General features: G+C 66.6%; 12 protein-coding genes and 1 tRNA gene. 7 read left to right on the top strand and 6 right to left on the bottom strand.

Annotation, left to right across the window (positions count from 1 at the left end):
- Positions 1-30: 30 nt before the first annotated feature.
- The 3 genes from AC5LXK_RS16635 to AC5LXK_RS16625 all read right to left on the bottom strand — a co-directional run bounded on the left by AC5LXK_RS16635 (position 31) and on the right by AC5LXK_RS16625 (position 3999).
- Entirely contained in the window at positions 31-1758 is a 1728-nt protein-coding gene (locus AC5LXK_RS16635; RefSeq protein WP_493389778.1) for a putative 2-aminoethylphosphonate ABC transporter permease subunit, read from the bottom strand.
- On the bottom strand, positions 1755-2846 hold the full coding sequence (locus AC5LXK_RS16630) for a putative 2-aminoethylphosphonate ABC transporter ATP-binding protein (protein ID WP_493389777.1): 1092 nt from the start codon (positions 2844-2846) through the stop codon (positions 1755-1757). The genes AC5LXK_RS16635 and AC5LXK_RS16630 overlap by 4 nt, the downstream gene beginning before the upstream one ends.
- A 97-nt stretch (positions 2847-2943) precedes the next feature.
- Positions 2944-3999, bottom strand: coding sequence for a putative 2-aminoethylphosphonate ABC transporter substrate-binding protein (locus AC5LXK_RS16625; RefSeq protein ID WP_493389776.1), 1056 nt, complete (start codon positions 3997-3999; stop codon positions 2944-2946).
- Between the two features lie 207 nt (positions 4000-4206).
- Between AC5LXK_RS16625 and phnA the strand changes: the two genes are divergently transcribed.
- From phnA to AC5LXK_RS16600, 5 genes are all read left to right on the top strand, one after another.
- Positions 4207-5445 carry a phosphonoacetate hydrolase gene (phnA, locus tag AC5LXK_RS16620; protein ID WP_493389775.1) on the top strand — a complete coding sequence of 413 codons (1239 nt, stop codon included), beginning with the start codon at positions 4207-4209 and terminating at the stop codon, positions 5443-5445.
- 29 nt (positions 5446-5474) lie between these two features.
- Entirely contained in the window at positions 5475-6929 is a 1455-nt protein-coding gene (gene phnY, locus AC5LXK_RS16615; RefSeq protein WP_493389774.1) for a phosphonoacetaldehyde dehydrogenase, read from the top strand.
- 180 nt (positions 6930-7109) lie between these two features.
- On the top strand, positions 7110-7892 hold the full coding sequence (locus tag AC5LXK_RS16610) for an amino acid ABC transporter substrate-binding protein (protein ID WP_493389773.1): 783 nt from the start codon (positions 7110-7112) through the stop codon (positions 7890-7892).
- A 14-nt stretch (positions 7893-7906) separates the two neighbouring features.
- Positions 7907-8587, top strand: a complete 681-nt coding sequence (locus AC5LXK_RS16605) for an amino acid ABC transporter permease (protein WP_493389772.1) — start codon at positions 7907-7909, stop codon at positions 8585-8587.
- Positions 8584-9342, top strand: a complete 759-nt coding sequence (locus tag AC5LXK_RS16600) for an amino acid ABC transporter ATP-binding protein (protein ID WP_493389771.1) — start codon at positions 8584-8586, stop codon at positions 9340-9342. Before AC5LXK_RS16605 ends, AC5LXK_RS16600 begins: the two co-directional genes overlap by 4 nt.
- A 24-nt stretch (positions 9343-9366) precedes the next feature.
- Here AC5LXK_RS16600 and AC5LXK_RS16595 read toward each other — a convergent pair whose 3' ends face one another.
- Complete coding sequence (locus AC5LXK_RS16595) at positions 9367-10182, bottom strand: alpha/beta fold hydrolase (RefSeq protein ID WP_493389770.1); 816 nt, start codon at positions 10180-10182, stop codon at positions 9367-9369.
- A gap of 81 nt (positions 10183-10263) precedes the next feature.
- Here AC5LXK_RS16595 and AC5LXK_RS16590 point away from each other — a divergent pair, with 81 nt between their 5' ends.
- Positions 10264-10878, top strand: a complete 615-nt coding sequence (locus tag AC5LXK_RS16590; protein WP_493389769.1) for a CGNR zinc finger domain-containing protein — start codon at positions 10264-10266, stop codon at positions 10876-10878.
- Between the two features lie 40 nt (positions 10879-10918).
- On the opposite strand, the gene AC5LXK_RS16585 is transcribed toward AC5LXK_RS16590, so the two are convergent.
- Positions 10919-11968 (bottom strand): DUF3592 domain-containing protein, encoded by a 1050-nt coding sequence (locus AC5LXK_RS16585; RefSeq protein WP_493389768.1) that lies wholly within the window; start codon positions 11966-11968, stop codon positions 10919-10921.
- A 185-nt stretch (positions 11969-12153) separates the two neighbouring features.
- Positions 12154-12229 (bottom strand) — tRNA-Lys (locus AC5LXK_RS16580).
- A 190-nt stretch (positions 12230-12419) separates the two neighbouring features.
- On the opposite strand from AC5LXK_RS16580, the gene AC5LXK_RS16575 reads away from it, so the two are divergent.
- Complete coding sequence (locus AC5LXK_RS16575; protein WP_027785770.1) at positions 12420-12824, top strand: PaaI family thioesterase; 405 nt, start codon at positions 12420-12422, stop codon at positions 12822-12824.
- The last annotated feature ends 4 nt before the right edge of the window (positions 12825-12828 follow it).

Raw genomic sequence — 12828 nt, 5'->3', positions numbered from 1 at the left:
GTCGGGACGTCACGGGAATGCGGCGGGGAATCAATGGCGATGCGGGTTGCGCCACGCTTGCGTACGACGCAGCAGGCGGTGCGAGATGCACGCGAACAGCACGCAGGCGAACGACGACGTGACGAGCACGAGCGTGGCCATCGCGGCGGCCGGGCCCATCTGGCCCGCGTCGTCGAGGTTCAGGATCGCGACCGACGCGGGCTGCGTGTCCGGCGAGTAGAGGAACGCGACGGCCGAGACCGTCGTCATCCCGTTGACGAACAGGTAGCGTGCGATCAGCAGGATCGCGGGCAGGCACACGGGCACCGTCACGCGGATGAAGGTCTTGTAGAACGGCACCTTCAGCGACGCGGACACGGCCTCGAACTCGCTGTCGATCTGCCGCAGCGCGGTGACGGCAGTGAGGTGGCTCGACGCGTAGTAGTGGACGACCGTGACGATCGCGAGCAGCCACAGCGATCCGTACAGCCCGTTCAGCGGATTGCCGGGGGCATTGAACAGGAAGATGTAGCTGATGCCGAGCACGAGCCCCGGCACGCCCATCGGCAGGATCGCGCACAGGCTGATGAAACCGCGCAGCCAGCGCGCGCCGCGGGTCTTCTCGATCAGGTAGGCGCCGCCGAACACGACGATCGTGCCGCCGATCGCCACCGTCGCGGCCATCCGCAGGCTGTTCTTGTACGCGTCGAAGATGCCGGCGCCGATCAGCCCCATCTTGTAGTGCTGCAGCCCGAGGCTCATCTGGTACGGCCAGAACTTCACGAACGACGCGAACACCGAGATGCCGACCACCGCGATGAAGAACGCGCACACGAGCGCGCAGTACGCGAGCATCGCGGCGTCGAAGCCGCGCGACGGTTTCGGCTGGTACGGCGTCGAGCGCGCGCCGAGCTGCGACTGCTGCCGGCGGCGGATGAAGAAGTCGACGCCGAACGCGACGAGGGCCGGACACAGCAGCATCAGGCTCACGACCGCGCTGCGGTTGAAGTCCTGCAGCCCGATGATCAGCTTGTAGATGTCGGTCGACAGCACGTTGTACGAGCCGCCGATCACGACCGGTACGCCGAAGTCGTTGATGCACATCGTGAACGCGACCATCGTCGCGCTGATCAGCCCGTACTTCGCGCCGGGCAGCGTGATCGTGAAGAACTTGCGGATGCGGCGCGTGCCCATCGCGTCGGCGGCCTCGTAGAGCCGGCCGTCGGCGAGCGACAGCGCGGTGACGAGGATCATCAGCACATGCGGGAACGACGCGTACACCAGGCTCAGCACGATGCCCGGCAGCCCGTAGATCGAATGGCCTTGCAGCAGCGGCTTCAGCAGCCCCGCGTTGCCGAACCAGTAGATGAACGACACGGCCGACAGCAGCGTCGGCGCGAGCAGCGGCAGCAGCGCGATCGTGCGCGCGGCATTCTTCAGCGGCATGCACGAGCGCGTCAGCGCATACGCGAACGTGAACGCCATCGGCACGACGATCATCGTGACGAGTGCGCCGACCGTCAGCGAATGCAGCATCGAGCGCAGCACGCCGCTGTCCTCGAGATAGTCGACGAAGTTGTGCGCGCCGACGAAGCGCCCGTCCGCGTCGACGAAGCATTTCTGCACGACGAGCGCGAGCGGCAGCAGCAGGAACAGCGACATCAGCGCGGCCATCGCGACGAGCGCGAGCTGCGCGATGCGATCGTGCCAGTGCGTGATCTGCCGCACGTCGGCGGGGACGGAGGCGCTGCGGCGGCGCTCGGTCAGGACGGTGCTCATTGCAGTCGCTCCTTCGCGCACGGAAACACGCGGACATGCTCGCGATCGAGCGCGAGGTCGATGCGCGCGCCGGCCTGCACGCCGGTGCGGTCGACGTCGTGATACGACAGATCGGCGACGATTTCCTGGCCGTCGAGCCCGTCGATCCGGAAGCTCACCCGGCAGAACGCGCCGAGGAATTCGAGTTTCTCGACACGGCCGGCCAGCACGTTGTCGGCCGTCTCGCCCGGCACGCGGATGCGCAGGTCTTCAGGTCGCACGTAGACCGATACCGCGGCACCTTGCGCGGGGCGGGCCGTGCCATGACGGCAGTCGAGGCCGATCGCGCCCGCGCGCAGCGTGCCGTCCTGCGCGACTTCGGCGGGAATCGTGTTGACGCGGCCGATGAAGTCCGCGACGAACGGCGACGCGGGCTGCCGGTAGATTTCGAGCGGCGTGCCGATCTGCTCGATCACGCCGTGGTTCATCACGACGATGCGGTCGGCCATCGACAGCGCTTCTTCCTGGTCGTGCGTGACCATGATCGTCGTCACGCCGAGCCGCTGCTGCAGCGCGCGGATTTCCTGGCGCAGCCGCACGCGCACGCGTGCGTCGAGCGCCGACAGCGGCTCGTCGAGCAGCAGCAGGCCAGGGGAAGTCGCAAGCGCACGCGCGAGCGCGATGCGCTGCTGCTGGCCGCCGGACAGCTGGCCCGGATGCTTGCGATGGCTGTCGGGCAGGCCGACCAGCGCGAGCAGCGTGTGTACGCGCTCGTGGATCGCGTCGCGCTTCATCTTCCGGTTCACGAGCCCGTACGCGACGTTGTCGTACACGGTGAGGTTCGGGAACAGCGCATACGACTGGAACACGATCCCGTAGTCGCGCAGTTGCGGCGGCAGCCGCGAGATGTCGCGGCCGTCCTGCATGATGTGGCCGGCGTTCTGCGTTTCGAGCCCCGCGATGATCCGCAGCAGCGTGGTTTTCCCGCAGCCGGACGGCCCGAGGAAACAGATCATCTCGCCCTTCATCACGCTCAGGTTGATGTCGGTGAGGACCTGCGTGTCGTTGTACCGCTTCTCGATGCGTTCTGCGCTCAGATAAGGTGCCATGCGCGCCTCCATGCTGGGGCGGCCCGGGGGCCGGATTCGACGACGGAAAGGGTGACGCGGGGCGGCGCGCGGCGCGGCCCCGCTGACGCCAGTGGCGTTACTGCTGCGTCTTCGCCCCGTAGCGCTTCTGCCACGTATCGAGGATCGACTGGCGGTTCTTCGCCGACCACACGAAGTCGTTCTTCACGAGCAGTTCCGAATAGTTGTCGGGGATGCCGGCGAGCTTCCGCGCGACGCCCGGATACGCGACGATCGCCCACCAGCGCGCGGTGATCTGGTTCGCGTCCTTGCTCGCCATGAAGTCCGCGAGCTTCTTCGCGGCGTCGGGCTGCTTCGTCGTCTTCATGATCGCCGTGCCTTCCATGTCCCAGCCGAGCCCTTCCTTCGGGAACACAAGATCGATCGGCGCGCCCTGCGACTGCAGTTCGTGGCCGCGGAATTCGAACGAGATGCCGATCGGGAATTCGCCGGTGCCGGCGAGCGTGCACGGCTTCGAGCCCGAGTGCACGTATTGCGCGACGTTCTTGTCGAGCGCGTCCATGAATTTCCAGCCCTTGTCGTCGCCGAAGGTCTGCAGCCATGCGGTCACGTCGAGGTAGCCGGTGCCTGACGACACCGGGCTCGGCATCACGATCGCGCCTTTGTAGACCGGCTTCGTCAGGTCTTCCCACGACGTCGGCTTCGGGATGTTCTTCGCCTGCGCGGCGACGCGGTTGTAGCAGATCGTCGCGCCCCACACGTCCATGCCGACCCAGTGCGGCGGCGTGTTCGCGTCGCTGTACTTGCGCGTGAGCTGGTCGAAGCCCTTCGGCGTGTACGGCATCAGCAGGCCCTGCAGGTCGAGCAGCGTGAGGCTCGACGCGGCAAGGCCGAGCACGACGTCCGCGCGCGGGTTGTTCTTTTCCGCGAGCAGCTTCGCGGTGACCGAGCCGGTCGAGTCGCGCACCCAGCGGATCTCGATATCGGGGTTCGCTTTCTCGAATGCGTCCTTGTAGGGCTTCATCGCCTCGTCTTCCAGCGCGGTATAGACGAGCAGCGATGTCTTCGCGTGCGCGGCCTGCGCGGCGCCGAGCGCGACCGCCGCGGCCAGCGCGAAACGGGCCGCGCCCGCCGCCCATGCATTCAAACGCTTGTTTACCGGCACTTCGTTCATCTTCAGACCCCTTGACTGTGGCGCCGCGGCACACGGCGGATGAGTGGTGACCAGCCCTCTAGCTGCTACGTTGTTTTGCTTTCTGTTCTCTGCATGTTGTTGACAATCTACAAATCATCAATTTTAATGTCAAGCATGGAAAACACCTCCCTTCGGCGCGACGCGGGCGCCGACGGCTCTACCTTCGACCTGAAAGGAATGAACGTCATGACTGAAACGCCTGTATCCGTGGAAGTGAACGGCCGCCGCTACAACTGGATGAGCCGGCCCGTGGTGGTCGTCTGCGTCGATGGCTGCGCGTACGAATATCTGGAAGAAGCGGCCGAGGCCGGCGTCGCGCCGTTCCTGCGCACGCTGCTGAAGCCCGGCACGGCGCTCAAGGGCGAGTGCGTGGTGCCGAGCTTCACGAACCCGAACAACCTGTCGATCGTCACCGGCGTGCCGCCGGCGATCCATGGGATAAGCGGCAATTACTTCTACGATCGCGACACCGGCGCCGAGGTGCTGATGAACGATCCGAAGTACCTGGTCGCGCCCACCGTGCTCGCAACCTTCGCCGAACAGGGCGCGCGCGTCGCGGTCGTCACCGCGAAGGACAAGCTGCGTCGCCTGCTCGGCAAGGGGCTGAAGGGCATCTGCTTCTCGTCGGAAAAGGCCGACGAGGCGAGCGTCGCGGAAAACGGGATCGACAAAGTGCTCGAGCTGGTCGGCAAGCCGGTGCCGAGCGTGTACAGCGCGGACCTGTCGGAATTCGTGTTCGCGGCCGGCGTGCGCCTGCTCGAGACGCGCCCGATCGACCTGATGTACCTGTCGACCACCGACTACGTGCAGCACAAGTGCGCGCCCGGCACGGAAGGCGCGAACGCGTTCTACGCGATGATGGACACGTACCTGCAGCGCCTCGACGAACTCGGCGCGATCGTCGCGATCACGGCCGACCACGGGATGAACGCGAAGCACGACGACGAGACCGGCGAGCCGAACGTGATCTACCTGCAGGAGCTGTTCGACGAATGGCTCGGCCACGACGCGGCGCGCGTGATCCTGCCGATCACCGATCCGTACGTCGTGCACCACGGCGCGCTCGGCTCGTTCGCGACCGTCTACGTGCCGGCGATGGCCGATGCCGACGCGCTGCGCGCGCGGCTCGCCGCGGTCGACGGCATCGAGGTCGTGCTGACGGGCGCCGAAGGCTGCGCGCGCTTCGAGCTGCCGCCTGCGCGGATGGGCGACCTGATCGTGATCTCGAAGCAGGACGTCGTGCTCGGCACGCGCCGCATCAAGCACGACCTGTCGGGCCTCGACGTGCCGCTGCGCTCGCACGGCGGCATCTCCGAGCAGATCGTGCCGCTGATCTTCAGCAAGCCGGTCGCGACCGATGTTTCGGGCCGCGCACGGCTGCGCAACTTCGACATCATCGACATCGCGCTCAACCATCTGCAGTGATGCGCACGCATCCGTAAGGGGACACACTCATGAACGCCATTGCAGCATCGACGGACGTCCGCGAGATTCGTCGCGAAGCACTGCGAATCGACGGCGAGCGGATTCATCGGGACGCGGTGATCGACGTGCGCAACCCGTACGACGGCACGCTGGTCGGCACCGTGCCGAAGGCGACGCTGGACGACGTGCGCCGTGCGTTCGCGGTCGCGCATGCGTACCGGCCGACGCTCACGCGTCACGATCGCGCGGCGATCCTGCGCCGCGCGGCCGACATCGTGCGCTCGCGCACCGCGGAGATCGCGGCGCTGATCACGGCCGAGGCCGGGTTGTGCATCAAGGATTCGACGTACGAAGCGGGCCGCGTGGCGGACGTGCTGACGTTCGGCGCCGGCGAAGTGTTGAAGGACGACGGGCAGATCTTCTCGTGCGACCTGACACCGCACGGCAAGAAGCGTCGCGTGTACACGCAGCGCGATCCGCTGCTCGGCGTGATTTCGGCGATCACGCCGTTCAACCACCCGATGAACCAGGTCGCGCACAAGATCGTGCCGTCGATCGCGACCAACAACCGGATCGTCGTGAAGCCGTCGGAGAAGGTGCCGCTGTCGTGCTACCTGTTCGCGGACATCCTGTATGAAGCCGGCTTGCCGCCGCAGATGCTGCAGGTGATCACCGGCGACCCGAGGGAGATTGCCGACGAACTGATCACGAACCCGGCGATCGACCTGATCACGTTCACGGGCGGCGTGTCGATCGGCAAGTCGATCGCGTCGCGGATGGGCTACCGGCGCGCGGTGCTCGAACTCGGCGGCAACGATCCGATCATCGTGATGGAAGACGCCGATCTCGACGAAGCGAGCACGCTTGCGGTGTCGGGTTCGTACAAGAACTCGGGGCAGCGTTGCACGGCGATCAAGCGGATGCTCGTGCACGAGTCGGTGGCCGATCGCTTCACCGAGCTGGTCGTCGAAAAAACGCGCGCGTGGTCGTACGGTAACCCGTCCGATCCGTCGGTCGACATGGGCACCGTGATCGACGAAGCGGCCGCGAAGTTCTGCGAGCAGCAGGTGAACGACGCGATTTCGCGCGGGGCGCGGCTGCTGGTCGGCAACGTGCGTAACGGCGCGCTGTACTCGCCGACGGTGATCGACCGTGTAACGCCCGACATGCCGCTCGTGAAGTACGAGACGTTCGGCCCGGTGTCGCCGATCATGCGCTTCAGCGACATCGACGAGGCGATCCGGATGTCGAACAGCACCGATTACGCGCTGTCGTCGTCGGTGTGCACGAACCGCTTCGACAACATCACGCGCTTCATCACCGAGCTGGAAGTTGGTAGCGTGAACGTGCGCGAAGTGCCGGGCTACCGGCTCGAACTGACGCCGTTCGGCGGCGTGAAGGATTCGGGGCTGGGATACAAGGAAGGCGTGCAGGAAGCGATGAAGAGCTTCACGAATACGAAGACGTATTCGCTGCCGTGGTAAGTGGCGTGTAAGGCGCCCGCGCGGGCTTCCCGGCCGGTGCGGGCGTTATTCGATCGGCTCATATCGTTAGCCGATTTGCGTTTTTGCCGCGCCCCGACGCGTCGGTAGAATTCGCGGACCTCTCGAACGGCGCACGCGCGCCGGCGGGATGATTCCCTCCAATCATTCGGGGTCCGCACCATGAAATTCCTCCGCTTCATCCTGCTCGTCGCGCTGCTGCAGGCCACCGCGGCCACCAGTGCGCTGGCTGCCGACGACCTGTCTCAGATCAAATCGGCCGGCGTGTTCCGGGTCGGCACCGAAGGCACCTACGCGCCGTTCACGTACCACGACGAGACGGGCAAGCTGACGGGTTTCGACGTCGATATCGCCACGGCGATCGCACAGCGCCTCGGCGTGAAGCCGCAGTTCGTCGAAGGCAAGTGGGACGGGCTGGTCGCCGGCCTCGACGTGAACCGCTACGATGCGGTCGTCAACGAAGTGTCGATCACCGATGCGCGCAAGGCGAAATACGATTTCTCGTCCCCGTACATCTCGTCGCACGCGGTGCTGATCGTGCGCGCCGACAACACGACGATCCGCTCGTTCGACGACCTGAAGGGCAAGAAATCCGCGAACACGCTGACGAGCAATTTCGGCAAGCTCGCGGCCGCGCACGGCGCCGACGTGGTGCCCGTGCAGGGCTTCAACGAATCGATCGACCTGCTGACGGCCGGGCGCGTCGACGCGACGATCAACGATTCGCTGTCGTACCTCGATTTCCGCAAGCACAAGCCCGACGCGAAACTGAAGATCGCGGCGACCGACCAGACCGGCGCCGGCGACGCATCCGGCGTGCTGCTGCGCAAGGGCAGCCCCGCGCTGGTAGCCGCGATCGACAAGGCGCTCGCGGACATCAAGGCGGACGGCACTTACGCGAAGATCTCGCAGAAGTACTTCGGCCGCGACGTGTCGCAGCCGTGATGCGAGGCTGAACGATGCCGGCCTGGCTGCACCTGATGGCGGAATCGCTGCGACCGCTGCTTTACGCAGGGCTCGTGTTCACGGTTCCGCTCACGCTCGCGTCGTTCGCGATCGGCCTGCTGCTCGCATTCGGCGCGGCGCTCACGCGGCTGTTCGGGCCGCGCTGGGCGCAGGCCGCCGTGCGCTTTTATATCTGGTTGTTCCGCGGCTCCCCGTTGCTCGTGCAGCTGTTCGTGATTTTCTACGGATTGCCGAACGTCGGCATCGTGCTCGACCCGCTGACGGCCGCCGTGATCGGCTTCTCGCTGAACGTCGGCGCGTACAACGCCGAGGTGATTCGCGGCGTGATCGAATCGATGCCGAAGGGGCAGTGGGAGGCCGCGTACTCGATGGCGATGACGCGCGCGCAGGCATTGCGCCGCGCGATCCTGCCGCAGGCCGCGCGCGTGGCGCTGCCCGCGCTGTCGAACTCGTTCATCTCGCTCGTGAAGGACACGTCGCTCGCGGCCGTGCTGACCGTGCCCGAGATTTTCCAGGCTGCGCAGCGAATCGCGGCCGTGACCTACGAGCCGCTGATCCTCTACACCGAAGCCGCGCTGATCTACCTGCTGTTCAGTTCGGTGCTGTCCACGCTGCAACGTCGGCTCGAAGCCTGCTTCGGCCGACACGCGCTGTTCCAGGCGGAGTTGCGGTGATCCGTCTCGACCATATCGACAAGTCGTTCGGTGCGCATCGCGTGCTGAGCGGAATCGTCCTCGCGTTGCAGCCGGGCAGCGTGACTGCGCTGATCGGACCGTCCGGCAGCGGCAAGAGCACGCTGCTGCGGTGCGTGAACCTGCTCGAAGTGCCGGAGGCGGGCGCGCTCGCGGTCGGCGATGTGCGCATCGACTTTGCGCCGGGGCGCCGGCCGTCGCGCGACGCGGTGTTCGCGGTGCGCAGGCAGACCGGCATGGTGTTCCAGAATTTCCAGCTGTTTCCGCACCTGAGCGTCGTGCAGAACGTGATGGAGGGGCTCGTGACCGTGCAGCGCTGGCCGCGTGAACGTGCGCGCCAGCGGGCGCTCGCGTTGCTCGACAAGGTCGGCATCGCGGACAAGGCTGACGCATGGCCGGCCACGCTGTCGGGTGGGCAGCAGCAGCGCGTGGCAATTGCACGGGCGCTCGCGCCGTCTCCACAGGTGCTGTTGTGCGACGAGCCGACGTCGGCGCTCGATCCGGAGCTGTCCGTCGAAGTGGTCGAGGTGCTGCGCCAGCTCGCTCGCGAAGGCACGACGATGCTGATGGCCACGCACGACCTGCGTCTGGCCGCGTCGATCGCGCATGACGCGGTGTTCCTCGCCGATGGCCGCATCGTCGAAGCCGGTGCGTCGCGCGACCTGTTCGGCCGGCCGCGCGATCCGCGTACCGCGAAGTTCGTCGCGACACTCGCGCAGGGCGTGCCGGCGTTCTGATGCGACACGCGATGCCGGCGGCGCTCAGTCCGGCACGCACCCATCCAGTACCGCGGCGACGATCGCTTCCGGCGCATCCTCCTGGACCAGGTGGCCCGCGCGCGGCACCCTGATCAGCTGGCCGTTCGCGATGCGATCGGCCAGCGCCTGCCCCTGTTCGAGCGGAATCCATGCGTCGTCCTCGCCCCACACGATGCGCACCGGAAAATCCGGCGGCGCGTAGCGGGCCTCGGCTTCCTCGATGTAGCGCTGGCGCATCTGCGCGATCTGGCGATAGAACGCGGGCTGGCCGGCCGGCGTGAGCCACGGCGCACGGTAGATCGACAGCGCTTCGTCGCTCAGCGGCCGCGCCACCGCATTGCCGAGATAGGCGGACACCAGCGCGTGATGCGCGTACGCCGGCAGCCCGGTGAACGCGGCTTCGTGTTGCGCGACGTGCTGCACGAACGGCGACCCTTGCGGCGCGATCGCGACCGGGTTCACGAGCGTGAGGTCCGCATACGCGATGCCGTCGAGAAAATGCGCGCGCAATACGGTTGCGCCGCCGTAGTCGTGCGCAAGCACGCGCGGCCGTGAAATTTCCCACTCATTCAGCAACGCGCCGAACAGCCCGTTCTGGCGGCCGAGCGACACGTTCGCATCCGGCATGTCGGACTGGCCGTAGCCGAGCAGGTCGTAGAAATACACGCGATGACGCCGCGCGAGCCACGGCGCGATCCGGCGCCACACCTGCGACGAAAACGGCGTGCCATGTACGAGCACGAGCGGCGGGCCTTCGCCGAGCGTACCCCATGCAATCCGGTGGCCTTCGAAATTGAAGCGATTCGCGAGTTCGAGCATCGGCTTCTCCGTGCTAACCTGTTTTGGTTGTTAACAGGTTACGCCGGATTGTCCGGATGTGAAACCGATAGGTGGAAATAAATGGTTACTCGATCTGAGCCGGCGCGATACGCGCACGAATGGGGCGCGGCGGATTTCGTCGGCGGCCATCCGGTGCTCGACTTCCTCAACACGGTGGCCGATACGGGCAAGACGCGCGACGAGGACAAGCTCGTCGACTGGCCGGCCGTGCGCGCATGGGCGGAACAAGCGGGATTGCTGGCGCCGGACGATCTGGCGCGGCTGCTGCGTCATCCGCGGCAGGACGGGCCTGACGAGCTGGCGGCGCTGCGCCGTTTCCGCGACGACGCGTACGCCGCGATCGTGCACCTGACGACGGAAGGCGGCGGCAGCGTCGGTGCGCGCGCGGCGGACCGGCTGTCGATGGCGATCCGCGACGCGATCGGTCGCAGCGCATTCGACGCGGTCGGCGGCCGCTTCGCGTGGCGGCCCGACATGCGCGCCGCGTCGCGCTGGATCGATGCGGCTGCACTTGGCTTCGAGCAGTTGATGCGCAGCGACGATTTCGCGCGCGTGCGGCAGTGCGGCCGGTGCACGTGGTTCTTCGTCGATCGCGGCCGCGGAGTCGGGCGGCGGTGGTGCGACATGCGCACGTGCGGGAATCGCGCGAAGGTGGAGGCGTACCGGGAGCGGTGACGCGAGCGCCGTTACGGTTGCCGCACGAGGCCGGTGCGCATCATTCGGCGGCTTCGTGCGGCCGGTGTTCGGGCCACAGCGTCGCGGCAACGAACAGCCCGGCGATCAGGAACGGTGCGCCGATCGCGAACAGGATGGCCGTGAGGCCCCAGCGATCCCAGAAGCGATCGACGATCGCGCGCTCGGGGGTGACTGGGTCGTACAGCACGTTGACCGCATCGCCTTCGTGCAGGCCCGGATGTGACGACGCCGAGCCCTGCGCGAACGTGATCAGCCGCCCACTGTCGGTCGTGAACGCGATGATGGCGGAATAGAGCGACATGCGCGACCGCGACGACCGCCCGTTTTTCGCGATCTCGACGACATGGCCGGTCGAGCGCGCAAAGTGATGGACGATCTGCCATTGACGCAGCCCGGTCGCGCCGGCGCCGGCTAGGAAGCCCGCGCCGATCGCGATCGGAATCAGCACGATCGCGATATCCCAGCGGCGCCTCGTTTCCTTGCGTGCGGCGCGGGTCGGCGGTGGATCGGATTGCCTGCGACGGCGCTCGCCCGCGATCAGCACGCCGCCGATCGCGAACGACGCGACGGCGAGCAGCGCCGGTACGGCCACCGGAAACCAGCGTTGCGAGAAATCGTCGATCAGGGCGGGGCGCTCGGGGTGGTCGGGGTCGAGCAGCACGTCGACGTTCTCGCCGATGTCGTACGCGGGGACCGTCGATGCGGTGTTGCCGGCGACTTCGCGGCGCCGGCCGTCGTTCGCGAGGTACGCGACGATCGGCCGGTACGCGCGCATCGCGTCGTTGTCCTGGACGATGCGCACGACCGTGCCCGGCGCGCGAACCAGATGGCCGGTTTCGCGGCCGGCCGTGGCGGCGAACACGCCGGCCAGCACGAGCAGCACGACGCCGAGCAGTATTGCGACGAGCGCGTCCTTACCCGGCATGACCCGATCCGGTTCGTGCGTCGCGCGACGGATTCGGGGGTGATCGGGTGAGCGGCCCGCTCCAGCGGACAGGCCGATATCGGCGCAACCATGCCCTCGGAATGGTCGCGTCTCGTTCACATGCTTCCATGTCTGACGTCCCATGTTCTCTCAGTGCCGGCGGGCAAACGGCAGTGCCTGCGCCGGTCGTGTGATATTTGTCGGACGATTCTAGCGGAAACGATGCGGAACGGGCGTGCGGTTGCGTACCGCGGGCGGGGCGCGCCGCGATTGCGGCGGCGTAAACGGAAAAGGCCGGTTAGCTTTCGCTAACCGGCCTTTGAAATTCCTGGTGGGGCGTGAGTGACTCGAACACTCGACCTACGGATTAAGAGTCCGCTGCTCTACCAACTGAGCTAACGCCCCCAACAGAAGAAAGATTATGCGTGAGTAATTCGGCCTTGGCAAGACCTTTCTGCAAATTTCCTCAAAATATTTCGTCACGCCAACGGCAGCTGTCGGCGCGATAACGAGCGGTCGCGGTTTGCGCGCTCCCGGTATGATGACGCCACACGCGTTGCGCGGCGGTCGCGCAACGCTTTCTGGACACTCGAAGATGGACGAAAACGCAGTCCGCGAATTGCTGGATCGCCTGCTGGCCCCGTGGGTCCGCTCGCTGGGTCTGGTCCCCGTGTCGATCGGCGACGACAGCGTCACGCTGCGCCTGCCGTTTTCCGGCGAATTCCGTCATTCGGGCGGCGTGATCTGCGGCCAGGTGTTCACGGCGGCCGCGGACACCGCGATGGTGGTCGCGATCTCGGCCGCGCTCGGCGAGTTCCGGCCGATGACGACGGTATCGCTGAACACGAACTTCATGCGTCCCGTGCGCAAGGGCGACGTGCTCGTCACCGCGCGCGTACTGCGGATGGGCCGCAATCTCGTGTTCGGCGAAGTCGAGCTGTTCGACGAGGACGGCAAGATGGCCGTTCACGCGACGTCGACCTACGCGCTCGTGAGTTGAGCGG

It is taken from the genome of Burkholderia pulmonis (genome assembly GCF_984667975.1).
The sequence above is the reverse complement of the archived record's forward strand: the minus strand, read 5'-3'. Positions and strand labels throughout refer to the sequence as shown.